Source organism: Paraburkholderia lebeckiae, assembly GCF_050436225.1.
Taxonomy (GTDB): Bacteria; Pseudomonadota; Gammaproteobacteria; order Burkholderiales; family Burkholderiaceae; genus Paraburkholderia; species Paraburkholderia tuberum.
Map to the genome: position 1 here is coordinate 78,678 of NZ_JBNDLU010000003.1, position 26,281 is coordinate 104,958.

Here is a 26,281-nt window from a genome sequence, read left to right on the forward strand (position 1 = left end):
AGAACCGCGCCGATCATGGCCACCAATTTCTTTCAGCAGCAGGATTCGGCACGGCGCAAGAGCTTCCAGCTGGTGGTCTATTTCGTCCTCGCGATCCTGATCCTGATCGCCCTCGTGTACGGTCTGTTGGTGGCGCTCAGCATGTATGGCGCTCACGAGCCAGTGTCCTGGTGGCAACCTGACATGCTCCTGATCGCGGCGCCGGGAGTGGGCATCGTGGTCGGCGGTGCCAGCGCGATCAAGGTGGCGCAGCTCGCTTCCGGCGGGCAGGCCGTCGCCTTGATGTTGGGCGGCAAGGAGGTGCCCGGCACGACCACCGACGCGCGGGAGAAGCGGCTCCTCAACGTCGTCGAAGAGATGGCCCTCGCTGCGGGAGTGCCGGTGCCCCCCGTATATGTTCTGCCGGAGACCGGCATCAATGCCTTCGCGGCCGGCTACGCCCCGGGCGATGCTGTGGTCGCCGTCTCCCAGGGCTGCCTCAACTATCTGACCCGCGACGAGCTGCAGGGTGTGGTCGCCCACGAGTTCAGCCACATCCTCAACGGCGACATGCGGCTCAACATCCGGCTGATGGGCCTGATCTTCGGGATCATGGTGTTGTCCATCATCGGCCGCAGCCTCATGTTCGCGTCCCGCGGACGCTCGTCGGGAAGACAGGATTCCCGCGGCGGCATGGTGCTGCTGGGCCTGGGCGTGTTTATGCTGGGACTGGTGGGAGCGTTCTTCGGTCGGCTGATCATGGCAGCGGTGTCCCGGCAGCGCGAGTACCTGGCCGACGCCAGCGCCGTCCAGTTCACGCGCAACCCCGACGGGATTGGCGGGGCGCTCAAGAAGATCGGCGGGCTGGCCGAGGGGTCGCGCATCGACACCCCCCGGGCCACCGAGGCTGGTCACATGTTTTTCGCGAACGCTTTCGCCGGCGAGGGACTCGCCGGACTGCTGGCCACCCACCCGCCCCTCGTCGAGCGCATTCGCCGGCTCAATCCCCAGTTCGACGGCCAGTTCCCGGAAGTGCGACCGGTCGGTGTCGATCGGGAAGAACTCGAAGACCGCCGCCCAAGCCGCGTCCCGCCTTTCGCCGGGGTTCCAACGTTACCGGGGCTGCCGCAGGTGCCTATGCCGGTCTTGGGGTTAGCCTCCAACCCGGCGTCCCGGGTCGGCCATATCGATCCGGAAGTGATCGACTACGCCCGCGAGCTGCACGACAGCATGCCCGAGGTGCTCCGGGTCGCCGCCCAGGAGCCGTTCAGTGCTCGCGCCCTCGTCTACGCTCTTCTCATGGACCCGCGAGCGGATCTCCGCGAACTCCAACTGACCCAACTGAGAGCCGGCGCTGAGCCGCAGGACTTCACGGAAGCCTCCCGGCTGGTTGTCCCTGTTCACGCACTGCCCGACACGCATCGGCTGCCCCTGCTGGACCTGGCCTTGCCGGCCCTGCGGCAGATGTCGCCGGATCAGCACCGGGCTTTTCGGGCCCAGGTCGAGATACTAATGAACGCCGACCAGCGGCTGAGCCTGTACGAGTACACGCTCCGCTGTGTGCTGCATCGCCATCTCGACGCCCAGTTCCTGCCGCAGCGACAGACGCGTCCGTTGCACAGCTCGCCGCAAAAACTGGCGCAGCCGGTGGCGACCGTGTTAGCGCTGTTGGCATGGGAAGGCCAGCCGGAACCCGACCGGGCCGCCCGAGCTTTCGATATCGGCATGCGCGGCTATATCGGCGGCGACCACACCCACCGCTTGCTGCCCCGCGAGAAACGTTCCCTCATCGAGTTCGATGCGGCCCTGCGAACGCTCAATCAATCCGTTCCGGCAATCAAGCGCCGGATCGTCGCCGCCTGCGCGGCGTGCATCCTGGCGGACCATCAGGTCACCGTCCGTGAAGCAGAACTGCTCCGCGCCGTTTGCGACACGCTCGACTGCCCGCTACCGCCGCTCGTCGCGAGCGGATCGGAAAGACGATGAACGACATTGCATGCAGGGTTTTGTCGCGGCAAGGAACGCAGAATAACTGCGATCGCTATGCAAACCAGTGCTTATATTGCTAGTTCGTAGAATCGTTCGGCGGCTTAGACCGCGTGCGTCGCTTGATCGCCCAATGGTCCAACTCGGCGCGGTACCAATAACAACTATGCGGCATCGGTTGAAGCCGACTACCCGTTCGCGCTTCCTGACCACTTCGACGTTGAGTCTCAGCTGCAACTCGTTGGCCAGCATCTGAGGGCGCACGGCTGACGCCGACGGGCTGGCGGTCAACATCGACTCGCAGAATGAGTTGATCGGCCGGCTCGGGGCGCGCGTGACCCAAGCATTCGACATCGCGAGCGGTCGCCTCATGCCGTATCCGGTCATTGAGTTGCTGTATGCGCTTGCCGGTGGCAAGAACGTGGAGATGAATGGCACGAACACGCCGAAATCTCTCGCCCTGTGGCCGCGTTTCTTACCAGCAGTCGTTCGGCAACGCGGGATTCCGTGGCTGGTGGCTGGTTGCTGAATGCGGGCGCGCGTTACCTGTACTAACGGGAGATGCCAGCTTGTCAACAAGCCGCGGGATCGAAGAACCGGGGTTACGCCCCCTGCTCTGGTTTTCTGGTCGCGGATGACCCTGCCTGACCGACTGCTGTGTCGGTGGCCGACGCGGCCGTCGCGCTCGGCACGATATGCAATTCACGGGTGCGAAACGGCAGCGAACATTGCGCGTCGGTCAGTGTTTGACGCACCCGGCGCGCGAGTTCCCAGCGCATGGTCCAGAACATGTCCGTGTTCGACCAGACACGGATATTCAGCACCGCCGTGCTGTCGTCGAAGCGGATGACCATCACCTGCGGCGCGGGATCGCGGAGCGCACGCGGGTCGGCCGCGGCGAGCGCGCGCAGCGCCTCAAGCGCGCGATCCACATCGTCACCGATCGAGATCTCCACTTCGAGATCGAGCCGGCGCATCGGATTACGGCTGAAGTTGCGGATCGAATTGCTCCACAACGCGCTGTTCGGCACGTATTCGCAGATGCCGTCGGGTTTGGTGAGACGCGTCGTGAACAGATTGACTTCGTCGACCGTGCCCGCGACACTGCCGGCTCCGCCCTCGATGTAGTCGCCCACCTTGAACGGCCGCAACACTAGCAGCATGATGCCGGCCGCGATGTTCTGCATCGTGCCTTGCAGCGCGAGACCGACCGCAAGACCGGCGGCGCCAAGCACGGCAATGATGCTGGCCGTCTGGATGCCTAACTGTGACAGCGCACCGACGATCGCGACAATGCGAATGCCCCACAGGCCGATGTCGCAGAGGATCGGTCGCAGCGTGGCGTCCATGCGTGATTGACGCGCAAGGAGCCGGCTCAGCGACATCGAAGCGCGGCGCGCGACCCACCATCCGATCACCAGTATGCCCGCAGCGGCGCACAGACGAATCGAGAATGCGGTGAGCATATCCAGCAGGAAGGCCCATCTGTCCGGACTGATTTCGACGAAAAGATTCTCCATGTGTCTTGACGATCCCTATATTGGACAGCGGATAGATTGCCGCGCGCGAGCATCGACGGTATATGTGGACGAACTCGACTGGCTTCCGGGAATTTAACCAGATAACTTCCGTTTTGGGCATTTTCAGCGGTTAAAGCTGCATGTTTTTTCTGAGCCTGTTATCCAGATCGCTTCTGTCGTAACGGTAGCCGCGCGAGTTAGCGGCTGCCCGGTCCGAGTTCCGTGAACGGCCCCGCCGGCGTGACTTTGAGGAGACGGAAACGATGTCCTCACGCCCCGTTCGACCTTATGATCGTGTAACAATCCTTCCAACGACCGCGAGACGCCAGCGAGCGTCGAGCCGGCGGATGCGCACGTCAGCCCGGGAGCATCAGATGAAGCCCATACGTAATACCGACTCTGTTTCAGGAGAGTGGTACATCGACACTGCATGCATCAATTGCGGTGCATCTCGTCACGTCGCGCCTGGGTTGATTGTCGAGCGCAACGACAAGAGCGTCTTCGTTCGGCAGCCGGCGACGCCAGAAGAGCAACTTGATGCCTGGCGTGCGGTGCTCGTATGCCCTACGGCGTCGGTACGCAGCGAAACGAAACAGCCTCGTCCGAACGCAGAGATCTTTCCGCAGCAGATCACATCGGGCGTGTGGCGCTGTGGATTCAACGCACGGTCGTCGTTTGGCGCGCATTCCTATTTTGCCGCGCGTCCGAAAGGCAATCTGCTCATCGACTCCCCGCGCTATGCGGCGGAACTCGTGAAATGGTTCGACGGCGCTGGCGGTATTGCGCACATTCTGCTGTCGCATCGTGACGACGTCGCAGACGCGGACAAATACGCGCGTCAATTCGGCGCGCGCGTCTGGATTCACCGCGAGGACGTGTCGGCCGCCCCATATGCGACGGATCTGCTCGACGACGGTTCAGCACTGGACATTGCGGCCGGCGTGCGCGCGATCCCTGTACCTGGGCACACTCGAGGTAGCGTCGTGTACCAGCTCGATGATCGCGTGCTGTTCTCGGGTGATTCGCTTGCCTGGAGCCCACGCCAGCAGGACCTGGTCGCGTTCAGGGACGCGTGCTGGTACTCGTGGACAGCGCTCACCGAATCGCTGGGCAAGTTGGCCGCGTATCGCTTCGAGTGGTTGCTTCCTGGTCACGGTTGGCACGCGCATTTGCAGGCTGAGGAAATGAATGCCCGCTTGCTCGCATTGGTTGCACGGATGCGAAAGGACTGAATTCGCTGTTTTTCGCTAAAACGCGTCGTCCTTGCCCCTGTGGAAACGCTTGAACTCGAACCGCACGTGCTAAACAATCGCCTCGACCAGGATCGACGAAGTCGTCAACGATCTGGAGCGCGGGATCGAATGACTCTTCTTGGGTCGCTTGCCGCCTCCAGAGTCCGCAAGAGCCGGGCTCTATAGCCGCTCGATCAAGCGTCGGTCTCCCTGCTCGCAGTATTCATGGCACGCCGCACGTGCCGCGTTCGCTGCGCCGTGCACGAAAAGCGGCGCATCCGCGCGTCGGGACATCGACACCACGATGGACGGCGGCGAGGGCTGCAGCGGCAGTTCGACCACCTCGCCTCGCGCGATCAGATCATCGACGAACAGACGCGGAATTGCCGCCACGCCGAAGCCGTCGCGCACGAGTTGCACGATCACCGAAATCGATGGTGAACCCGTAATGCGCGTATCCGCGAGCGGCACGCCGTTGGCGAGTGCGAGCTTGCTGACGATGTCCTCCAGCGCGCGATGAGGCGCCGTCCCGCGCCCGAATGTGAGGATCGGATGACGCAGCACGCGTTTCGCGAGTCCGCTGCGCGAAGGTGGTAGCAGCCCCGCGCGCGCAATCCAGTGCACCGGATAGTTCGCGAGCGCATCGCAGACGATCGATTCCTCGTCGCTGCCTTCCACGCGAACGATGAGATCGAGTTCGCCCGCCATCAGACGCCGCTGCAGCACCACGCTCACGTCCACCGCGAGCTCCACTTCGAGTTGCGGGTAGTCCTTCGAGAGCCGCCGCATATAGTCGGCAAGCCAGCTATGCACGACCGTCTCGATCACGCCGAGTCGCAACTTGCCGCGCATCGCGCCTTCATGTGACGCGGCGGCCTGCAACTGGCGCGTCGCCTCGACCACGGCCTTCGCGTAGCCGAGCAGATATTCGCCGTTCGGCGTGAGCCGAAATTCGCGGCTCTCGCGATCGACGAGCACGGTATGCAATTCGTCTTCCAGTGCCTTCAGGCGCTGCGAGATCGCCGCCGGCGTGGCGTGAAGCGCGGTTGCCGTAGTGCGGAAACTGCGCAGCTTGGCAAGCGTGACGAAGGTTTCGAGGAAGCGCGTATTCATCAGTCAAAGGTGGGCAATGCAACGGGCGCAAACCGCTCCAAAAATCTCAACGTGACTCGGGAAAACCCGCGATTCCGTTAAGAAATTCTATCCACCTGGCGCAAAGAAAACTAGCTGGCGTCAAATTTTCTTCTTTTCTATGCTTCGCCTGACGGTAGGCAAGACGCATCGCCCACCGCAGACAATCCGATGCAAACGCCAGAGCACGCTAAGATCATGACTCCATCCGAATTCCGCCAGGCCGTCCGTCACCGCGACTTCCGTGGCCCGACGGCCGGCCATTGCGGCGACTACGCGCAAGCCAATCTCGCGATCCTGCCCGCTGCGCACGCGCACGATTTCCTGCGCTTTTGCCATGCGAATCCGAAGCCATGTCCGCTGCTCGGCGTGGGCGAGCCTGGCGAGTTCCGCGTGCCGATGCTCGGGCGCGACATCGACATCCGCACCGACGTGCCCGCGTACAACGTCTATCGCGACGGCAACCTGAGCGAGCGCGTCGAATCGATCGAAGCGCTCTGGCAGGACGATTTCGTTGTATTTGCAATTGGCTGTTCGTTCTCGTTCGAGCACATGCTCGCGAAGGAAGGCATCGGCCTGCGCCACGTCGAAGAAGGCCGCAACGTGCCGATGTACCGCACCAGCATCCCTAACCAGCGGGCGGGCGTGTTCGGCGGCGAACTCGTCGTGTCGATGCGGCCGCTGCGCGGCGCCGACGCGATCCGTGCCGTGCAGATCACGAGCCGCTTTCCGGGCGTGCATGGCGCGCCCGTGCATATTGGCGATCCAGCGGAACTCGGCATCGTCGATCTCGCGCGCCCCGAGTTCGGCGACCCGGTGACGATCCGCGCGGGCGAACTGCCTGTCTACTGGGCATGCGGCGTGACGCCGCAAACGGCACTGATGGCCGCGAAGCTGCCGCTCGCGGTTGCGCACGCGCCGGGCCACATGCTGATGACGGATATCACCAACGCGTCGCTGGCTATTTTCTGACCGTCCGGCGGCGCGCGCCGCGCCGCCGCGCAACAAGCGATTCACAGCACCTTGAAGCCATCCGGCCGCGCGGCCCGGAGGGAATGACGCATCCCTACGTTCTTGCGTGGCTTCGATCGTTACCCATGCGTCTATCCATAGGAGCAGCAGATGGACAGCAAGACACTCACGGCGGGCGTCGACGATGCCGCCGACATGAAGTCAAGAACGGCGAGCCCGCAGCTTTCCTGGTATGCCGAAGCCGGTCCGCGCGCGCGTCGCGCGTTCTGGAGTTGCAAGGTCGGCTACATGCTCGACGGCATGGACACGCAGATGCTTTCCTTCGTCATCCCGACGCTCGTCGCTACCTGGGGCATCTCGCTCGCGGACGCCGGCTTCATCGGCACATTGACGCTGCTGTCCTCTGCGCTGGGCGGCTGGATTGCCGGCATTCTTTCCGATCGCGTCGGCCGTGTGCGTACGTTGCAGCTCACCGTCTTGTGGTTTGCCGTGTTCACCGGCCTATGCGGCCTCGCGCAGAACTACGGCCAGCTGCTCGCGGCTCGCGCGTTGATGGGCTTCGGCTTCGGCGGCGAGTGGACGGCGGGCGCGGTGCTGATCGGCGAAGTAATCCGCGCACGCGATCGCGGCAAGGCGGTCGGTCTCGTGCAGTCGGGCTGGGCGCTCGGCTGGGGCGTGGCGGCCCTGCTCTATGCGGTGCTGTTCTCCGTGATGACGCCTGAAATCGCGTGGCGCGCATTGTTCCTGATCGGACTCGTCCCTGCCCTGCTCGTGCTCGTGATCCGCCGCTATGTGAAGGAACCTGAAGTATTCGAACAGGCCAAGGTTCAGCAGCAGGACACTCGAGACACGCCGCGCTTCACTGAGATCTTCTCTCCCAAGCTGCTTTCGACGACACTGCGCGCCGCACTGCTTACGACGGGCGCACAGGGCGGCTACTACGCGATCACGACGTGGCTGCCGACTTTCCTCAAGACCGAACGTCATCTCACCGTGATGGGCACGGGCGGCTATCTGGCGACGATCATCGCGGGCTCGTACGCGGGCTATCTATGCAGCGCATGGCTCACAGACCGCATCGGCCGCAAGCCGAACTTCATTTTGTTCGCGCTGGGCTCGATGGCGATTGCCTTCGCGTACACCTCGCTGCCGCTCACGAATGCATCGATGCTGTGGCTTGGCTTTCCGCTCGGCTTTTTCGCGTCGGGCATTTTTTCCGGCATGGGCGCGTTTCTCACCGAACTGTTTCCGACCCGTGTGCGCGGCTCGGGCCAAGGGTTTTGCTACAACGTCGGCCGCGCGATCGGGGCGCTGTTTCCGGTGCTGATCGGCGTGCTGTCGAGCCGTTTCGGCCTGGGCACGAGCATCGGGATATTCGCCGTGGCCGCGTATGGCGTACTGATCATCGCCGCGCTTACGCTGCCCGAGACGCGCGGCCGCGAACTCGAATCGGCCTGATTTTCACCTTGCGCACGCCATCACCACTTTCGCATCACGACCACGACACCATGAAGCACGATCACGCCTCCGATGTTTGCACGCCGTCCCGCTGGCAGTTCTGGATCGACCGCGGCGGCACGTTCACCGATATCGTCGCGCGCCGCCCGGATGGCACGCTCACCACGCACAAGCTGCTTTCCGAAAACCCGGAGCAGTATCGCGATGCGGCTGTCGCCGGGATTCGCCATTTGCTTGGCCTGCGAGCCGGAGAACCCATTACGTCGCGCGACGTCGAGATGGTCAAAATGGGCACGACGGTCGCGACCAACGCGCTGCTCGAACGCAAGGGCGAGCCCGTAGCGCTCGTCACTACACGCGGCTTCCGCGACGTGTTGCGGATCGCGTATCAGAACCGCCCCCGCCTGTTCGATCTCGACATCGCGTTGCCGGAAGCACTCTATGAGAGCGTGGTGGAAATCGACGAACGCGTGAGCGCGCAAGGCGAAGTGGTCGCGCCGCTCGATCACGCGGCAGCGGAGCGCGCACTGCGCGAGGTCTACCACAAGGGCATCCGCGCGCTCGCAATCGTGCTGATCCACGGTTATCGCCACACGTCGCATGAAAGCGAGCTGGCGGATCTGGCGCGCCGAATCGGCTTCACGCAGATCTCGGTTTCCCACGAAGTCTCGCCGCTGATAAAGATGGTCTCGCGCGGCGATACGACCGTGGTGGATGCCTATCTGTCGCCCATCCTGCGCCGATATGTGGATCAGGTCGCCAGCGAAATGCCGGGTGTGAACCTGCAGTTCATGCAAAGCAGCGGCGGACTGACACGCGCCGATGTATTTCAGGGCAAAGATGCGATTCTCTCCGGCCCGGCGGGCGGTATCGTCGGCATGGTGCGCGCGGCACAGGCAGCGGGCTTCGAGCGCGTGATCGGCTTCGACATGGGCGGCACGTCGACGGACGTCTCGCACTTCAACGGCGAGTTCGAGCGCGTATTCGAAACGCAGGTGGCAGGCGTGCGGATGCGCGCGCCGATGATGAGCATCCATACCGTGGCGGCAGGTGGCGGCTCGGTGCTCAGCTTCGACGGCGCCCGGCTGCGGGTCGGCCCCGACTCGGCGGGCGCCAATCCGGGTCCGGCGGCGTACCGGCGCGGCGGCCCGCTCGCGGTCACCGACTGCAACGTGATGCTCGGCAAGATTCAGCCCGACTATTTCCCGCGCGTCTTCGGTCCGAACGCGAACGAGTCGCTCGATCGCGAGGTCGTCGCTGAACGCTTTCGGGCACTCGCCGACGAAATCTTCGCGGCTACGGGTCAGCGTCGCACACCAGAAGAGCTCGCTGAAGGTTACCTGGAGATCGCCATTGGCAGCATGGCTAACGCGATCAAGAAAATTTCAGTGCAACGCGGCCACGACGTCTCGCAGTATGTGCTGACGACCTTCGGCGGCGCGGGCGGCCAGCATGCGTGCGGTGTGGCCGACGCGCTCGGCATGACGCGGGTGTTCGCGCATCCACTTGCCGGTGTGCTCTCCGCTTACGGCATGGGCCTCGCGGATCAGACGGCGATGCGCGAGCGAGCGCTCGAAATCTCGCTCGACGAATCATCGCTTGCGACGCTGGAAGCCGCGCTCGATGCGATCGCGGCCGATGCAACCGGCGCACTGCTCGAACAGGGCGTGGACGCCGCGCGTATCACGACTGAGCGACGTGTCCATCTGCGCTATCAGGGCACCGATTCATCGCTTGCAGTGCCAGCGGGCAGCGTCGATGCGATGCGCGCCGCTTTCGAAGCTGCGTATCGTCAACGCTATGCGTTCCTGATGGCAGATACGCCGCTCATCGCGGAACTCGCTTGCGTCGAAGCGATCGGCCATTCCGACGCGCCAGTCGATGCCGGCAGCCTGCCGCAGCGCGCGGCAGGCGACGCGCCCCATGCGCAGTCGGTTGTGCGCATGTATTCGAGCGGTAGCTGGCACGACGCATCGCTCTACCAGCGCGAAACGCTGTGCGCAGGCGACACGCTCGACGGCCCGGCGATCATCGCCGAAAAGAACGGCACGACCGTGGTCGAGCCGGGATGGCAGGCGGTGCTGACCGTTCAAGGCAACGTGGTGATGACCCGCGTGCAACCGCTGCCCACGCGCCGCTCGATCGGCACCGAGGCCGACCCCGTGCGCCTCGAAATATTCAACAATCTGTTCATGTCGATTGCCGAGCAGATGGGATTGCGTCTGCAAAACACGGCGTATTCGGTGAACATCAAGGAGCGCCTCGACTTCTCGTGCGCGATCTTCGATGCTGCGGGCAATCTGATTGCGAACGCGCCGCACATGCCCGTGCATTTGGGATCGATGGGCGAGAGCATCAAGACCGTCATCGAGCGAAATCGCGGCGCGATGCGCGACGGCGATGTGTTCATGCTCAACGACCCGTATCACGGCGGCACACATTTGCCCGACGTGACCGTCATCACGCCCGTGTTCGCAGACGGTTCGGCCGAGCCGCTCTTCTACGTCGGCTCGCGCGGCCACCATGCGGATATCGGCGGAATCACACCCGGTTCGATGCCAGCCGCTTCGTCGCATATCGAAGAAGAAGGCGTATTGGTCGATAACTGGCAGCTTGTTTCAGCGGGCGTGCTGCGCGACGCCGAAACACGCGCGCTGCTCGCATCGGGCCGCTATCCGGCACGCAACGTCGCACAGAACATGGCCGATCTGCGCGCGCAGATCGCAGCGAACCAGAAGGGCGTGGACGAGCTGCGCCGCATGGTCGCGCAATTCGGCCGCGACGTGGTGCTCGCCTTCATGCAGCACGTGCAGGACAATGCCGAAGAAGCGGTGCGCCGCGTGATCGGCGCCCTCAAGGACGGCGCGTACCGTTATGAACTCGATAACGGCGCGGTGATCGACGTCGCCATTCGCGTCGATGCTGCGACGCGCAGTGCGACCGTGGACTTCAGCGGAACGTCCGTGCAACTGCCGAACAACTTCAACGCGCCGAAGGCGGTCTGCATGGCAGCCGTGCTGTACGTGTTCCGCACGCTCGTCGGCGACGACATCCCGCTCAACGCGGGTTGCCTGAAGCCCCTCTCGGTGATCGTCCCGGACCGCTCGATGCTCAATCCGGTTTATCCGGCAGCGGTGGTCTCGGGCAACGTGGAGACATCGTCCGCGATTACGAATGCGCTCTATGGTGCGCTGGGCATCGTCGCGTCCAGTCAGGGCACGATGAACAACTTCACGTTCGGCGACGCGCGCTACCAGTACTACGAGACGATCGCAGGCGGCAGCGGCGCGGGCGATGGCTTCTGCGGCGTCGACGCGGTACAGACGCACATGACCAACTCGCGCCTGACCGATCCCGAAGTGCTCGAATGGCGCTATCCCGTGCGGCTCGAGTCGCACCTGATCCGCGCGGAGTCGGGCGGCGCGGGACGCTGGCGCGGCGGTAACGGCGCGATCCGGCGCATCCGCTTTCTCGCGCCGATGACCGCGTCGATTCTCTCGAACAACCGCATTCACGCGCCTTTCGGCGCGGCAGGTGGACGCGCGGGAAGGCGGGGCAGCAATCGCGTCGAGCGCGCGGACGGCGAGGTCGTCGCATTGGGCCATATCGCGAGCGTCGAGATGGCCGCGGGCGACGTCTTCGTGGTGGAAACGCCGGGTGGCGGAGGTTTCGGGCAAGCGTAATGCTTCATGGACTGCGGATGTTCAATGCCAGACAGCGGCGTCGGCTCGCGTCTCACTCGAACCGGCGCCATATTTTTACGCCATCACGCGTCGACGATCACTTCGAAACCGCCATAGATTAGCCGCTGACCGTCAAAAGGCATCGAATCTTTTTCCGGTTGCAGCCGTTGGTCGGCCATCACCGCTTTCATCCCTGCGTCTCGCGACTGACGCGACGGCCAGACAACCCAGGAGAACACCACCGTCTCATCATCCTTGCGCTTGATCGCCATTGGGAACGACGTCACCTTGCCCTCTGGCACGTCATCTCCCCAGCACTCGACCACCTTCAACGCACCGTACTCCTTGAAGACGGCCGCCGCTCTTTCGGCGAACTGCCTGTAAATTTCGCGGTTGGCCGTAGGTACGGGGACAACAAATCCATCGATGTAATTCATTTGCAATCTCCTTGTTTACACACGCACAGTAGGTGCCGGTTGGCAGCGCATCGCAACACGGCCGCCCATACGCACGACGAGCGGGGAGTCAAAGAATCGACAATAGTCGTGCCCCTTTGCTCTGATAGCCTGCGGCTCTTCGAGGCGTGGCGTCGGCCTGCTTACTTAAGCGGTTGCCCGATGCCGAGCAGGTTGCCCACGCTATCCCGGAACCAGGCAGCTCTTTCGCCTACCCCACTGCAACGCGTCCAGCTCATCTCCATCGGCCCTCGCTTCATCTGAATGCGCTGCCCGATTCTGGCGAAGCAACGAAATGCCCCGGCGTCACGCCGACCGCGCGCCGAAAGTGTCGGCCAAGGTGACTTTGATCGAAAAATCCGACTTCGGCAGCGACCTCACAGGGCGGGACGCCGTCACGCAATAGCCGTTTAGCGTGCTGGATTCGCACCAGACACACATAGCGATGAGGCGAAATACCCACCTCTTTGCGAAACAGGGTGGCGAAGCGCGAAACACTCAACCCGGCGGTGCCGGCGAGCGTCGCGAGGCTGACGGGCTGCGCGAACGAACTCTCGATAAAAGCCACGGCCCGCCTGATCGCGCGCGACATCGCCACGGTCCTTTCGCCTGCGCAGTCGTAGAAGACTCCGGTCATGTTCGATCCCCTCGCGCTCCGTTTTCGTAGCGGCATCAGACCCGCACCGTGCCAGACTGCGCGAGCACGCTCGCCGCAGCAGCACCGTCGGGCGGCCCGCTCTGGTATCGCTCCAGTTCCGCTTCGCTGCGATGGCACAGCACCTGCGCGCCGCTCGCGAGCGTGCGCACGCTCGGCGACGTGCGATTGCAGACACCGTCGATGCGCATCGGGCATCGCGCGAGAAATGTGCACAGCTCCGGTTCATGAGTCGACTCACCGATCGGCGGCAACGTCTGATGACAACGCTCGCCCGCTTCTTCGAGCCAGCCGGCGCGAAGCTCGGGCGCCGACGACACGAGCAGATGCGAATACGGGTGATATGGCGGCGCCGACAACGCGTCGCGGTTGCCCGTCTCGACGCGGTGCCCCGCGTACAGCACGACGATGTCGTTGCTGATCGCACGCACCTTGGCGATGTCGTGCGTGATGAACAGATATGACACGCCGAGCTTCTTTTGCAGATCGCGCAGCAGCTCGAGAATGGCAGCGCCGACCACCGTATCGAGCGCGGACGTGACTTCGTCGCACAGGATCAACTTGGGTTCGGCGGCCAGCGCCCGCGCGAGATTCACGCGCTGTTTCTGCCCGCCCGACAGCTCTCCGGTACGCCGCTGCGCCAGTTCGGCAGGCAGGCGCACCAGGCCGAGCAGTTCGGCGACGCGGCGACGCGCGGCCTCGCCCTTCATGCCGTGATAGAACTTCAGCGGACGCGCCAGCGTGCGCTCGACGGTGTGCGTCGGATTCAGCGCGGTGTCGGCGTTCTGGAACACGATCTGGATACAGCGAAACTGTTCGCGGCTGCGGCGGCTGAGGTTGGCGGCGAGCGGCTCACCGTCGAGCAGCAGATTGCCGCGCGCCATCGGCACGAGCCCGGCGATCACCTTCGCGAGCGTCGTCTTGCCCGAACCGGATTCGCCGATCACGCCTACCGTCTGACCACGATCGATCACGAGGTCCACGTCGCGCAGAATGACCTTGTGCGGCCAGCCCTTCGCGTCGGTGCGGCCGTAGCCGGCCGTCAGACCGCGCAGTTCGAGCAGCGGCGTGTTCGGCTGGGCTGCGTCGGAGGCCGCCGAGGAGGAGGCGGCCGGGACGACGGGCGTCACGGCAGCAATCAGGCTTTGCGTGTACGGGTGCGCCGGCGCATGCAGAATCTGTTCAGTGCGGCCTGTTTCGCGGATTTCGCCATTGCTTAGCACGACGATGCGATCCGCCATCTGCGCGACCACCGCCAGATCGTGCGATACGTAGACGGCCGTCATTCCGCATTGGCGGATCACGCTGCGAAACGCTTGCAGCACGTCGATCTGCGTGGTGACGTCGAGCGCCGTGGTCGGTTCATCGAGGATCACGAGTTCGGGGTCAGTGATCAGCGCCATCGCCGCCATCAGCCGCTGCAACTGGCCGCCCGACACCTGGTGCGGGTAGCGCCGGCCGATCGTCTCCGGGTCCGGCAACGCGAGCGCGCGGAACAGTTCGACCGCTTTGGCCCGCGCGGCGCGCTTGCTGAGCGTGGCGTGAATCAGCGCGCTTTCGATCACCTGGTCCATGATGGCTCGCGCCGGGTTGAACGCAGCGGCCGCGCTTTGTGCGATGTAGGCAACCTTGCGGCCACGCAATCCCGCGAGCGCTTTCGGCGAGAGCCCGAGCACGTCGGTGTCGCCCACCCGGATCGCGCCGCCCGCGATGCGGCAGCCGCTGCGAGCGTGGCCCATCAGCGACAGTGCGATCGTGGTCTTGCCCGAGCCCGATTCGCCGATCAATGCGAGCACCTCGCCGCGCGCAATCTCGAAGTCGATGTCATGCACGATCGTCGTATCCGGCTCGCCGGGCCGGCTTCCCACCACGCGCAGGCCCCGTACCTCGACCAGATTCGACGGGGGTAACGGCGCAGTCCTCGAGATGGCCTCAAAGGCCGCCTGAGCACGTCTGAAAAAGGGTGCCTTCATCAGTGACCTCCGTCGGCATCAGGCATGCCCTTGCGGCGGCCATGATGCGGCAGTCCGTCGATCAGCAGGTTCACGCCGACCGTGAGGATCGCGATTGCGATCGCGGGCAGGATCACGACCGGCACGCCTTCACCGAGGCCGGCGATATTCTCGCGTACCAGCGAACCGAGATCGGCATACGGCGGCTGCACGCCGAGACCGAGAAAGCTCAGGCTGCTCAATAGCAGCACGACGAAAGTGAAGCGCAGTCCGGTGTCGGCGAGTATCGGATGAATCATGTTCGGCAGCATCTCGAAGCACGCGATGTAGAGCGCGCTTTCGCCGCGCGCCCGCGCGACCTGCACGTATTCGAGCGTGCCGATATTGACCGCCAGCGATCGGGCGATCCGGTACGAGCCCGGCATGTAGCTGATCGCCGCGGTCACGATCAGCAACGGCAGTGACGAGCCGAACGCGGCGACGATCATCAGCGCGAACATCTTCGACGGGATCGACGTCACCGCATCGAGCAGCCGGCTCATGGTTTCGTCGATACGGCGGCCGGCCACGGCCGCGAGCAGTCCCAGCATGGTCCCCGTGAGCGCCGCGAGCAGCGCCGCCGCCAGCGCGAGCACGACCGTCAGGCGCATCCCGTAGATGATGCGGGTCAACATGTCGCGACCCAGGTAGTCGGAGCCGAGCGGCAGCTTCGCGCTGAAGCCCGCGAATACGTCGGGCGTGAGGATCGCGCCGACCGAATGCGGCGCGATCCACGGTGCGAATGCCGCGACGAACAACGCGCAACTGACCATCGCCAGGCCGATCCAGCCGCCGGTCGACAGGTTCATGCGTTGCGCGAGGCTGCGACGGCGCACCGGTCGAGGCGCCGGGCCTCCGCCGCCGCCCCAGGACCGCGCGGGATCGGCGCCCTGCGGCATCATGCTGCTGCGTTGCACCGGTTCGAGCGCACCGAGCCGGTGAGGCGCATCGGAAGAAGGTCGAAGAATCGTCATGTCCGCAGCCTCGGGTTCGAGATGATGGCGCACAGGTCGGCTAGCAGCACGAGCAGCAGATAGCCGAGGCAGAACAGCAGCGTGCAGGCCTGTACGAGCGGAAAGTCGCGGTTGCTGACCGCGTCGACCATCAGGCTGGCGAGGCCCGGGTAGTTGAAGATGGTCTCGACGACGATCACGCCGCCAAGCAGATAAGACAGGCTCAGCGCGATTGCATTGGCGATCGGGCCGATCGCGTTCGGCAGTGCGTGGCGCAGTACCACGCGGGCGGGGCTCGCGCCCTTGAGCATCGCCATTTCCACATACGAAGAACTGAGTTGCTCGATCACCGCGGCGCGTGTCATGCGGGCCATCTGCGCGATCACGACCGCGCACAGCGTGACGACCGGCATCGCATACGCGCGCAGAAAGTCGTGCAGGCTCTCGATCTCACCGCTGTACGACAGCGCTGACAGCCAGTGCAGCTTGACGGCCAGCACCAGCACCGCCAGCGTCGCGATCAGGAACTCGGGCGTGGCGACCAGCGACAGCGTACCGAGGCTCACGATCCGATCGATCAGCGAGTCGCGCTTGACTGCCGCAAGAATGCCCGCCGACACTGCGATCGGCACCGACACCCCGGTGGTGATCGCCGCGAGGGTCAGCGACTTCGGCAGGCGCCCTTCGATCATCTCGGACACCGGCAGATTGCTCGACAGCGACACGCCAAAGTTCGCGTGCAGCAGGCCGACGAGCCAATGGAAGTACCGCAGGTATGCCGGCTGGTCGAGGCCGAACTGCAGCCGCAGCGCCGCGACCGTATCCGCCGTCGCCGACTGGCCGAGTGCGGCCTGCGCGGCATCGCCAGGCAACAGGTTGGTGATCACGAAGATGATGATCGAGACGATCAGCAGCGTCAGCGCAGTGACGGCGACGCGCCGGCCGATCAACTGGGCGATATTCCCGTTCATGGGCATGAGCTCCTCGGTTAGGCTGCGCGACACGGCGAGTCACACATGAGCCGTGCCGCTCGGGTGCGCTGCGGCTACCTGCCGCGAGCGGCGCGGCGGGGGCCACCCGCCGCGCCCGGGCGCTTCAGCGGGTCACGCGTTCCACCACACGTACTCGGCGAAGTTGAAGCCCATCATCGCGCCGGTAGGCACGGGCTGAAGCCCTTGCAAGTGCTTGTCGTTCGCATCGAGCAGGCTCAGGAAGGTCGGGATGCCAATGCCGCCCTGCTCCGATACCAGCACCTGCATGTCGCCGTACATCTGCTTGCGTTTCGCATCGTCGGTTTCCGAGCGGGCCGCGGCCAGCAACCGGTCGAACTTCGGGTTGTTCCAGCCCGACTCGTTCCACGGGGCGTCCGACTTGAAGAACTGCGTGAACAGCACATCGGCGCTCGAGCGCGGATTGACGTTGCCGAACCCGAGCGGATGCTTCATCCAGTGCGTCGACCAGTAACCATCCGCCGGCACGCGGTTGATGTCCAGGTTCACGCCGATCTTCGCGGCGGACTGCTGCAGCAGCACACCCATCTCGATCGAGCCGTTCGCATCGGTGGTCGCGTAGATCGGCGGCAGCGTCGTACCGATTGCTCCGGCTTTCTGGAAGTGGAACTTCGCCTTGTCCGGGTCGTGGGGACGCTGCGGCAGCGACGCATCGAAGTAGCGGTGTCCGGGCGGAATCGGTTGATCGTTGCCGATCACCGCATAACCGCGAAACACCGCCGAGCGGATCTGATCACGGTCGAACAGATACTTCATGCCCTGCACGAAATCGGGGTTGCCCGTCAGTGGGTTGTCGCGGCGCATGATCAGATCGGTATAGAGGCCCGACTTGGTCTCGCGCACCTCGTAGCCCGGCGTCGCGGCAATGCGCTGCGTCGCGCGCGGATCGACGGAATTGATCAGGTGAACGTCGCCGGACAGCAGCGCATTCACCCGTGCCGCGTTATCGCCGATACCGATCAGCTCGATCTGGTCGAGGTAGGGGCCGCCGCCGGTCTTCCAGAAACTGTCGTTACGGATGCCGACGGTCGAAACGCCGGGCTTGAACGTCTTCAGCTTGTACGGGCCGGTGCCGACGGCCGTCGTGAAGTCCGTCGTGCCGTCCTTGATGATCACGAATTGCGGCGTGGCAAGAATCACGGGCAGGTCGGCGTTGGCGGACGCGAGCGTCAGCGTGACTTCGTTGGGACCGGTCTGCTTCGCCTCCACGAACTGTTCGGCCAGCGTCTTCACCTTCGACGCCGTTGCCGGATTCTTGTGACGCATCAGCGAGTAGACGACATCGGCGGGCGCGAGTGGCTTGCCGTCGTGGAACGTGACGCCTTTGCGCAGTTTGATCACCCACACTTTCGCGTCGCCGGTGTCGATCGATTCGGCGAGATTCATCCTCGGCGTCAGCGACGAATCGAGCTGCGTCAGGCTGCTATAGAACATGAAGAAGCGGATGTAATCGGAGCCTGCCGAACCCTTGGCCGGGTCGAGCGTATCCGCGGTCGAGGATGCGTCGTAGGCCACCCGGATCTTGCCGCCTTTCTTCGGCGTGGGTGCCGCGAATGCCGGGCGAGCCCCCGCCAGCAGACCTCCCGCGCCGGTGGCAAGGATGCCGCCGGCGGCCAGCAAACGCATCATGTCACGGCGGCTGAAGCCGCCCGTTTTGATTGGGTCGTCGTACATGCAACTGCTCCTCACTCGTGATTGAACGCGGGGTATCCAGCATTGGTGTTCGACGGCGCTCCGCGTGCTGGTCGCGGCGCGGCGGCATTGCATGAATCGATTTAAGCACTGCAAAAAATGGCGTTGATCGCGTATCGGTGGATTCGACCATTCGAAAACATGGTTTTGAGTGGTCAAAACAGCATGATTTGCCGCTCCTGGCGTTGACCCTGATGTTCTGGACGGGACGGCCCCCCACGATGAGAAGTTCGTACTAGTCAATGACCGGGCAACGTGCAACAGTCGCGGCACGGCCGACTATTCACGGAGCGCCCCGTGTCCGATCCAACGCCTCACGCACGTTTCACCTACAGACGCCTGACAGCCGACGACATCCCTGCCGCTCAACGCCTGTCCTCCGCGATCGGCTGGCCGCATCGCCGTGAAGATTGGCGGTTCTCGGCGCGCACCGGGATCGGCTTCGTCGCCGAGACGGCGGGCGCGCTGGTCGGCACCGTGGTCTGCTGGAAGTTCGGCGCGGATCAGGCGACGCTGGGCATGCTGATCGTCGCGCCGGAGCATCGCGGCGTGGGTATCGGCCGCACGTTGCTCGCGCACGCGCTCGACGAGCTTGGCAAGCGTGACATCACGCTCTATGCGACCGAGGCTGGCCAGCCGTTGTGCGACGCGCTCGGCTTCGAGCGCTGCGGCGCGCTCGACCAGATGCAGGGTGCGGCGTTCCGGCCGCCGCTCGTTGCGCTGCCCGCCAACGAGCGGCTGCGCCCGCTCGGGGCGAGCGACACGCAGCAACTCGTCGCGCTCGAATCACGCGCTAGCGGTCTTGACCGCAGCCACGTACTGCCGCCGCTGCTCGATCTGGCCGACGGTATCGCGCTCGATCGCGACGGCGAACTACTCGGCTTCTCGCTGTTCCGCCGCTTCGGACGCGGCTTCGTGATCGGCCCCGTCGTCGCCAGCGCGTTTCCCGACGCCGTGCGGGCCAAGGCGCTGATCAGCCATTGGCTCGCGCTGAACGAAGGCGCGCTGGTGCGCATCGACGTGCCGCACGGACACGGCCTGCGCGAGTGGCTAACCGGTCTCGGTCTCGCACGCTCGGAGACGGTCGTGAAGATGCGCCGGCTTGCATCCGCGCCAGCCGATGGCGAGTCGAGCCGCGCCGACCCGGGGCTGCATCAGTATGCGGTGATCGCGCAGTCGCTCACCTGAGCCAGGTGAAGCACACTGAACCTGAACCCGCTGCACCGCGGCGCATCTCTCTTCCACACGCAAACACGGTCGCTCATGCACGGCAGCGTTGGGGTTCGCCCTGCTATTAAGCACGCCCAGCAGAAAATGCTGTCTGCGGGTGAAAAACGCTGCGCGGACGCTCTTTAGGCTTTTTTTTGGCTGAACGGCACGCATACGGCTGTCGCTACTATCGAGGGGTGACTCTTACCTGATCGCCACGTGCGGGGAACCACCATCATGTCAAACTCATCGCTGATCGACGCCGACCGCAAGCATCTGATTCACCCGGTCATCAACTATCGCGCGCACGAAGCGCGCGGCACCACCGTGCTCGAATCCGGCCAGGGCGCGTATCTGCGCGATATCGACGGCAACGAGCTGCTCGACGCATTTGCGGGCCTGTGGTGCGTGAACGTGGGCTACGGCCAGCAGAGCATCGTCGAAGCGGCGACGCGCCAGATGACGAAGCTGCCCTACGCGACCACCTACTTCCACTTCTCGTCGGAACCCGCGATCGAACTGGCCGAAAAACTGGTGTCGCTTGCGCCCGCTTCGCTGCAGCACGTCTATTTCACGCTCGGCGGCTCCGATGCGATCGACTCCGCGATACGCTTCATCACGCATTACTTCAATGCAACGGGGCGCCCGGCGAAAAAGCAGATGATCGCGCTCGAACGTGGCTATCACGGATCGTCGTCGGTCGGCGCGGGGCTCACTGCGCTGCCCGCGTTCCACCGCAACTTCGACCTGCCGCTGCCGCACCAGCACCATCTGCCGTCGCCGTATGCGTACCGTCAGCCGCAAGGCAGCGACGCGCAAGCGCTGATCGCCGCATCCGTCGCCGCGCTCGAAGCGAAAGTCGCGTCACTCGGGGCGGAGAACGTCGCCGCGTTCTTCTGCGAGCCGATCCAGGGTTCGGGCGGCGTGATCGTGCCACCGGTCGGCTGGTTGAAGGCGATGCGCGACGCGTGCCGCCGCCTCGACATCCTGTTCGTCGCCGACGAGGTCATCACGGGCTTCGGTCGTACCGGCCCGCTCTTCGCGTGCGAGGCCGAACAGGTCGAGCCGGATCTGATGACGGTGGCGAAGGGGCTGACCTCCGGTTATGCGCCGATGGGCGCGGTGCTGATGTCCGACGAAATCTACCAGGGCATTGCAGGCGATGCGCGCGATACCGCGGTCGTCGGTCACGGTCAAACCTACTCCGCGCATCCGGTAAGCGCCGCCATCGGGCTCGAAGTACTGCGTCTCTATCAGGAGGGCGGTCTGCTCGCGAACGGTATCGCGCAGGCACCGCGCTTTGCCGCCGGGCTCGACGCGCTGCTCGATCATCCGCTGGTGGGTGACTCGCGTCATCGCGGGCTGCTCGGCGCGCTCGAACTGGTCGCGGACAAGAACTCGCGGGCACGCTTCGATCCGTCGCTGAAGCTGCCGGACCGGATCACGGCGGCAGCCTACCGCAACCGCCTCGTGTTCCGCGCATTCGGCGACAGCATTCTCGGTTTCGCGCCCGCGCTGTGCTTCGGCGAGGCCGAGTTCGAACAACTGTTCGGCCGTCTGCGGCGCACGCTCGACGACGTGCTCGACCAGGCGGAGGTGCGTGCCGCATTGCGCGGCGCGAGCCGCGCGGCCGCCTGAGCGCGTGATAACATCGGCCTGCGCGTTGCTTGACCAAGGCGAAGCGCAACGAAGCGAAAAGCAGAACCTTCGACGGGCAGACCGATACATGACGACAAGCGGCGACACGAAGCTGGACCGGATCGACCTGCGTATTCTTTCGCAACTCCAGAAGAAAGGCCGTATCACGAACGTCGAGCTTGCGGACGCCGTGGGGCTCTCGCCGAGCCCCTGTCTGATTCGCGTAAAAAGGCTTGAAAAGGCCGGCTATATCGTTGGCTACGGCGCACATATCCAACTGCAGAAACTCGGTGACGTGCAGATCGTGTTCACCGAAGTCACGCTCGCCGACCATCGTCGTGAAGACTTCGCCAAGTTCGAGGCGGCGATCCGTCCTGTGGACGAGATCATTGAATGCCATCTGGCGAGCGGAGGCTACGATTACCTGCTGAAGTTCGTCACGCGCAGCGTCAATCATTATCAGAGCGTGATCGAAGGGCTGCTGGAGCGCGATATCGGCATCGAGAAGTATTTCAGCTACGTCATCATCAAGACGCCATTCGTGAAATCCGAATTCCCGCTGGAAACGCTCTTCTCGCAGCAGCATCAATGAAGCGGTGATGGTTTCGGCTGCGCGCGCCGGCCGGATTGGTTGAATGCATTCGAGGCTACCGGCGCGACGCCGGTGGCCTGCCGAAGTGCAGTCAACCGTTCGCGCTCAGCCATTCCCCCGGCGTTCTGCCAAGCACGCGTTTGAAGTGCCGGCATAGATGGCTTTGATCGAAGAAGCCCACCTCGGTCGCGACGATCGACGGCGGCAAGCCTCGTCGCAACAGGCGCTGCGCATGCCGTACGCGCACTAGCCGCACATATTGCTGCGGCGACACGCCAATCTCCGCGCTGAAGCGCACCGCAAACCTCGAAATGCTCAACTGCGCGACGGCCGCCATTTCGGACAGGCTGATTGGCTCGGCGAAACAGGCATCGATGAAGTCGAGCGCACGCTGCACGGCACGGCTCACGCGATTCGGCGCGCGCGTCGGATGACGGCTCGCGCCCGCAAGCTCAGGCGCGGATGATGAGGTTGGGCTCAGGCTCAGCATCGACGCTCCGCTCACGCAACGCGCGACGTGGGCGGCACTGTCGGTGCTGTCTCCCGACTGGTCGCGAAGCGGCGGATGTCGAACGGCTCGAGCGGCGTGCTGGTGGCGCCGGTGTCGATTAGTTCGGCCATCGTGTCGCCCACGCCCGGACCAAGCTGAAAACCGTGGCCGCAAAAACCGAATGCATAGAACAGGCCGCTGGTCGTCCCGCTTGCGCCCATGATCGGCTTGTCATCGGGCATATAGCCCTCCACGCCGCTCCACACCCGGATGATGCTCAGCTTGCGCAGCATCGGCGCGACCCGCTGCATCTGTCTGAACTGCAGCAACGTGCTTGTCGGGAGAACCTTCGCGCGACGCTCGTCGAGATACGCTGGCGCACGCGCGCAGCCGCCGATCACGATATTGCCGCGCGCGACCTGGCGGAAATACACCACCTCTTCGATCTGCGGCGACGACACGCCGACCACCGGCTGGATCGCATACGGCACGGGTTCGGTAACGGCCATCTGTGGACCGTTGACGGCGATCGGCACCGCTTCGCCAAATTGCTTCGACAGCAGGTTGCCCCACGCACCCGCCGTGATCAGCAGCACGGGCGCATGAAACGTGCGGCCGTCGGCGCTCGTGGCGCGAAACTCGGCGCCCTCTTTTTCCACCGTCACGACATCGCAGTTTTCGACGATCTGCGCACCGAGCCGAGCCGCGGCGCGGGCGAACGCGGGCGCCGCGAGGCGCGGATTCGCGTGCCCGTCCATCTGCGAATAGGAGCCCGCCAGCACCTCCGCACCGAGAAACGGAAACCGCGCGCGCAGCGCGTCGCCGCGCAACAGGTCGAGCTTGAGACCGTAGTGCGCGGCCTCCTTCGCATAGGTTTCGAACTGGTCGGCCTGCTCTTCGCGATAACAGACGCGGACATGGCCCGACATCAGAAACTCGGCGTCGTGCTGGATCAATTCCGGCAGACGCCCCCAGATTTCGCGCGAACGGTTCGCCAGCGGCAACTGCGGCAGAAAGCGCCCTTGACGGCGCACGTTACCGAAGTTGGTGCCGCTCGCCTGCTGCCCGACGAGCTGGCGCTCTAGCAGGATCACCGAGCGGCCCCGCTGCCTCAGAAAAAATGCGGCGGACGCACCCATGAACCCGCCGCCCACGATCAGAACATCGGCTTGTGCACGGTTCACTCGGTATCCTCCACGGTTGCGATGGCCAGCGGCTTTACCGGTGCCTGTCCACGAAGTCTGCCAACCTGCTCGAGCGGCACGTTCGCCGCCGCCGCGATCACCTCCGCACCCGCATGGCCGCAGTAACGTCCCTGACAGCGCCCCATACCGACACGGCTAAAGGCCTTGGCACGGTTCGCTTCCTGCGCGCCTTCATCGCGCACCACGCGGCGCAGTTCGCCCGCGGTGATGCCTTCGCACCGGCAAACGATCGTATCGTCGGACAGACGCGCCGCCTGCGCGGCAGGCCATGCAAACGCCTCCACGAGACCGAGTCGGAAGCGATCCATTTTGCGCAGTTCACGCGTCAACGCGTCGAGCGTGGTCGCCGCAACTGGCCGCCCGAGATCGCTCAGCGCAGCGTGGGCCGCGAGCCGTCCGGCGATCTCGGCGCCGTCCGCGCCGAGCACGCGCGCGCCATCGCCCGCGATATAGACGCCCTTTTCGCTACTGCGACCGAGTTCGTCGATCTGCGGCACCCATTGCCGCGTGATCGCGTCGAAACGGAACGCACAGCGCGCCAGATCGGCAAGCTGGGTTTCCGGCCGCAGGTGATAGCCGAGACCGACCGCGTCGCATTCGACCTGCGCGACGTTGCCGCGCGCATCGCGAAAGCGTACGCCAAGCACGCCGTCGTCCGGAGTGCCGAGAATTTCGAGCGGCTCGATGCCGTTTTCCACCCGCACGCCTGAGCGCTTCAACGCGGTCACGAGCGCGCGGCCCTTGCGCAATACGTCGACGCGCGCCAGCAATTTGGGCAGCGCGCGCAAGCGCGCACCGGTCTTCGACGTGTCGAGTACTGCCGCTACCCTGGCGCCCGCCTGCACATACTGGTTCGCGACCAGATACAGCAATGGGCCGGTACCCATGAAAACGACCTGACGGCCAATCGCGCAGGCCTGCGACTTCAGCGCGATCTGCGCGGCACCGAGGCTGTAGGTACCGGCGAACTGCCAGCCTTTGACCGGCATCAACCGGTCGGTCGCGCCGGGGCACAGGATCAGCGCGTCATAGCCCAACGCGCTCGCGTGTCCTTCATGCACGATATGCAGCTTGCCTTGCGCGACGTTCCACGCCAGCGTCTGCGGACGGTAATCGATCTGCGGGCGCAGTCGCTCGAAAGTTCGATGGAGGTTCTCCGCGCGCGCGGCTTCCGTGCCGTACAGCTTCGAATACGGCCGCGTGAAGCCATCGGGCTGACGCCGGTAGATCTGGCCGCCATCGCGCCTGCCTTCGTCGACGACGATCGGGCGGATGCCGGCCGCCAGCAGCGTTTCCGCGCAGCGCACCCCTGCAGGCCCCGCGCCGACGATTACGATGCGAGGTTCGGCCATTGCGCCTCCGGTTGCGTCGTGACGACGCGCATGCCTGCTTCGACCACCGTGGTGCAGGCGCGCAGCCGCCCGCCGTCCGCGGTCCATACCCAGCAGTCCTGACACGCGCCCATCAGGCAAAAGCCCGCGCGCTGTTCCGCGCCGAACTCGGACTGCCGCACATGCCGCACCGAGCACAGCATCGCAGTGAGCAGCGTGTCGCCGGCCAGTGCTTCGACCGGCTCGCCGTTGATCGTCAGTTCGACTTTGGCGCGAACCGTCTCGCCTACGCGTACGAATCTGCCGTTCATGCCGCGGCTCCTGCCATATCGTCGGGCGCGACGTGAGCGTCGCTGCGATTGGTCAGCACGTGGCGCAGGAACTCGCGGGTGCGCGCCTCGCGCGGCGAGCCCAGCACCTGCTGCGCCGTGCCCTCCTCGATGATGAGTCCCGCGTGCAGAAAACACACCCGGTCTGCCACTTCACGCGCAAAGCCCATTTCGTGGGTGACCACCAGCATCGTCATGCCTTCCCGTGCGAGGGTGCGCATCACGCCGAGCACTTCGCCGACCAGTTCTGGATCGAGCGCCGAGGTCGGCTCGTCGAACAGGATCGCCTTCGGCTTCATCGCGAGCGAGCGCGCAATCGCCACCCGTTGCTGCTGCCCGCCCGAAAGCTGATGGGGATAGGCGTGCAGCTTGTGGCCGAGCCCCACCTTGTCGAGCAGTTCAGACGCTTCGCGTTGCGCGTCCGCGCGCGCGAGGCGCTTGACGTGCACCGGCCCTTCCATCACGTTCTCGAGCGCCGTACGGTGCGGGAACAGGTTGAAGCGCTGAAACACCATGCCGACCTGGGTGCGCAACTGGTTGATGTTACGCGCGCGCTGTTCGACGCGCTCGCCGAGCAGACGAATTTCGCCTTCGTCGTACGACTCCAGCGCGTTAATGCAGCGCAGCAGGGTGGACTTTCCCGAGCCCGACGCACCGATCAGGCAGACCACTTCGCCCTGGTGGACGTTGAGCGAAATGCCCTTGAGAACGGGTACGGTGCCAAAACTCTTGTGCACATTCGTGATTTCGATCATCGCATCCTCACTTCG

The 26,281-nt window shown here is 64.5% G+C and carries 22 protein-coding genes; 9 read left to right on the forward strand and 13 right to left on the reverse strand.

Annotated elements, in window-relative coordinates; genetic code table 11:
• The first annotated feature begins 15 nt into the window (after positions 1-15).
• Complete coding sequence (locus OKW45_RS35125; protein WP_429473466.1) at positions 16-1,965, forward strand: M48 family metallopeptidase; 1,950 nt, start codon at positions 16-18, stop codon at positions 1,963-1,965.
• Positions 1,966-2,275: 310 nt separating this feature from the next.
• Positions 2,276-2,494, forward strand: a complete 219-nt coding sequence (locus tag OKW45_RS35130) for a hypothetical protein (RefSeq protein ID WP_429473467.1) — start codon at positions 2,276-2,278, stop codon at positions 2,492-2,494.
• Between the two features lie 73 nt (positions 2,495-2,567).
• On the opposite strand, the gene OKW45_RS35135 is transcribed toward OKW45_RS35130, so the two are convergent.
• Complete coding sequence (locus OKW45_RS35135) at positions 2,568-3,485, reverse strand: mechanosensitive ion channel family protein (RefSeq protein WP_018422338.1); 918 nt, start codon at positions 3,483-3,485, stop codon at positions 2,568-2,570.
• 374 nt (positions 3,486-3,859) lie between these two features.
• On the opposite strand from OKW45_RS35135, the gene OKW45_RS35140 reads away from it, so the two are divergent.
• Entirely contained in the window at positions 3,860-4,717 is an 858-nt protein-coding gene (locus OKW45_RS35140; protein ID WP_429473468.1) for an MBL fold metallo-hydrolase, read from the forward strand.
• A gap of 180 nt (positions 4,718-4,897) precedes the next feature.
• Here OKW45_RS35140 and OKW45_RS35145 read toward each other — a convergent pair whose 3' ends face one another.
• Complete coding sequence (locus OKW45_RS35145) at positions 4,898-5,830, reverse strand: LysR family transcriptional regulator (RefSeq protein ID WP_018422346.1); 933 nt, start codon at positions 5,828-5,830, stop codon at positions 4,898-4,900.
• 189 nt (positions 5,831-6,019) lie between these two features.
• Between OKW45_RS35145 and OKW45_RS35150 the strand changes: the two genes are divergently transcribed.
• The 3 genes from OKW45_RS35150 (at position 6,020) to OKW45_RS35160 (ending at position 11,961) form a co-directional block, all read left to right on the forward strand.
• Positions 6,020-6,820 carry a putative hydro-lyase gene (locus OKW45_RS35150; RefSeq protein ID WP_429473469.1) on the forward strand — a complete coding sequence of 267 codons (801 nt, stop codon included), beginning with the start codon at positions 6,020-6,022 and terminating at the stop codon, positions 6,818-6,820.
• 150 nt (positions 6,821-6,970) lie between these two features.
• Positions 6,971-8,278 (forward strand): MFS transporter, encoded by a 1,308-nt coding sequence (locus OKW45_RS35155; RefSeq protein WP_429473470.1) that lies wholly within the window; start codon positions 6,971-6,973, stop codon positions 8,276-8,278.
• A gap of 50 nt (positions 8,279-8,328) precedes the next feature.
• Positions 8,329-11,961, forward strand: coding sequence for a hydantoinase B/oxoprolinase family protein (locus tag OKW45_RS35160; RefSeq protein ID WP_429473471.1), 3,633 nt, complete (start codon positions 8,329-8,331; stop codon positions 11,959-11,961).
• A gap of 83 nt (positions 11,962-12,044) precedes the next feature.
• Here the strand turns inward: OKW45_RS35160 and OKW45_RS35165 are convergent, their stop codons facing one another.
• From OKW45_RS35165 to OKW45_RS35190, 6 genes are all read right to left on the reverse strand, one after another.
• Positions 12,045-12,398: a DUF1428 domain-containing protein gene (locus OKW45_RS35165; protein ID WP_429473472.1), complete on the reverse strand. Its 354-nt coding sequence runs from the start codon at positions 12,396-12,398 to the stop codon at positions 12,045-12,047.
• A gap of 274 nt (positions 12,399-12,672) precedes the next feature.
• The gene (locus OKW45_RS35170) at positions 12,673-13,008 is read right to left on the reverse strand and encodes a helix-turn-helix domain-containing protein (RefSeq protein ID WP_409259726.1); all 336 of its coding nucleotides are present in this window, start codon (positions 13,006-13,008) and stop codon (positions 12,673-12,675) included.
• Positions 13,009-13,088: 80 nt separating this feature from the next.
• Positions 13,089-15,044, reverse strand: coding sequence for an ABC transporter ATP-binding protein (locus OKW45_RS35175; RefSeq protein WP_429473473.1), 1,956 nt, complete (start codon positions 15,042-15,044; stop codon positions 13,089-13,091).
• Positions 15,044-16,036, reverse strand: a complete 993-nt coding sequence (locus OKW45_RS35180; RefSeq protein ID WP_429448251.1) for an ABC transporter permease — start codon at positions 16,034-16,036, stop codon at positions 15,044-15,046. Before OKW45_RS35180 ends, OKW45_RS35175 begins: the two co-directional genes overlap by 1 nt.
• Positions 16,033-16,986, reverse strand: coding sequence for an ABC transporter permease (locus OKW45_RS35185; RefSeq protein WP_026226132.1), 954 nt, complete (start codon positions 16,984-16,986; stop codon positions 16,033-16,035). Before OKW45_RS35185 ends, OKW45_RS35180 begins: the two co-directional genes overlap by 4 nt.
• Positions 16,987-17,118: 132 nt before the next feature.
• On the reverse strand, positions 17,119-18,699 hold the full coding sequence (locus tag OKW45_RS35190; protein WP_429473474.1) for an ABC transporter substrate-binding protein: 1,581 nt from the start codon (positions 18,697-18,699) through the stop codon (positions 17,119-17,121).
• Between the two features lie 315 nt (positions 18,700-19,014).
• On the opposite strand from OKW45_RS35190, the gene OKW45_RS35195 reads away from it, so the two are divergent.
• The 3 genes from OKW45_RS35195 (at position 19,015) to OKW45_RS35205 (ending at position 22,156) form a co-directional block, all read left to right on the forward strand.
• Entirely contained in the window at positions 19,015-19,905 is an 891-nt protein-coding gene (locus OKW45_RS35195) for a GNAT family N-acetyltransferase (RefSeq protein ID WP_429473475.1), read from the forward strand.
• Positions 19,906-20,163: 258 nt separating this feature from the next.
• Positions 20,164-21,564, forward strand: coding sequence for an aspartate aminotransferase family protein (locus tag OKW45_RS35200; protein ID WP_429473476.1), 1,401 nt, complete (start codon positions 20,164-20,166; stop codon positions 21,562-21,564).
• A gap of 88 nt (positions 21,565-21,652) precedes the next feature.
• Positions 21,653-22,156, forward strand: coding sequence for an Lrp/AsnC family transcriptional regulator (locus tag OKW45_RS35205; protein ID WP_018422359.1), 504 nt, complete (start codon positions 21,653-21,655; stop codon positions 22,154-22,156).
• 91 nt (positions 22,157-22,247) lie between these two features.
• Here OKW45_RS35205 and OKW45_RS35210 read toward each other — a convergent pair whose 3' ends face one another.
• Genes OKW45_RS35210 through OKW45_RS35230 form a run of 5 tightly spaced genes read right to left on the reverse strand, consistent with a single transcriptional unit; the run spans position 22,248 to position 26,266 of the window.
• On the reverse strand, positions 22,248-22,646 hold the full coding sequence (locus OKW45_RS35210; RefSeq protein ID WP_429473477.1) for a helix-turn-helix domain-containing protein: 399 nt from the start codon (positions 22,644-22,646) through the stop codon (positions 22,248-22,250).
• 11 nt (positions 22,647-22,657) lie between these two features.
• Positions 22,658-23,830, reverse strand: a complete 1,173-nt coding sequence (locus OKW45_RS35215) for an NAD(P)/FAD-dependent oxidoreductase (RefSeq protein ID WP_429473478.1) — start codon at positions 23,828-23,830, stop codon at positions 22,658-22,660.
• Positions 23,827-25,203: an FAD/NAD(P)-dependent oxidoreductase gene (locus OKW45_RS35220; RefSeq protein ID WP_429473479.1), complete on the reverse strand. Its 1,377-nt coding sequence runs from the start codon at positions 25,201-25,203 to the stop codon at positions 23,827-23,829. The genes OKW45_RS35215 and OKW45_RS35220 overlap by 4 nt, the downstream gene beginning before the upstream one ends.
• On the reverse strand, positions 25,182-25,493 hold the full coding sequence (locus OKW45_RS35225; protein WP_429473480.1) for a (2Fe-2S)-binding protein: 312 nt from the start codon (positions 25,491-25,493) through the stop codon (positions 25,182-25,184). Before OKW45_RS35225 ends, OKW45_RS35220 begins: the two co-directional genes overlap by 22 nt.
• Positions 25,490-26,266: an amino acid ABC transporter ATP-binding protein gene (locus OKW45_RS35230; protein ID WP_429473481.1), complete on the reverse strand. Its 777-nt coding sequence runs from the start codon at positions 26,264-26,266 to the stop codon at positions 25,490-25,492. The genes OKW45_RS35225 and OKW45_RS35230 overlap by 4 nt, the downstream gene beginning before the upstream one ends.
• Between the last annotated feature and the right edge of the window lie 15 nt (positions 26,267-26,281).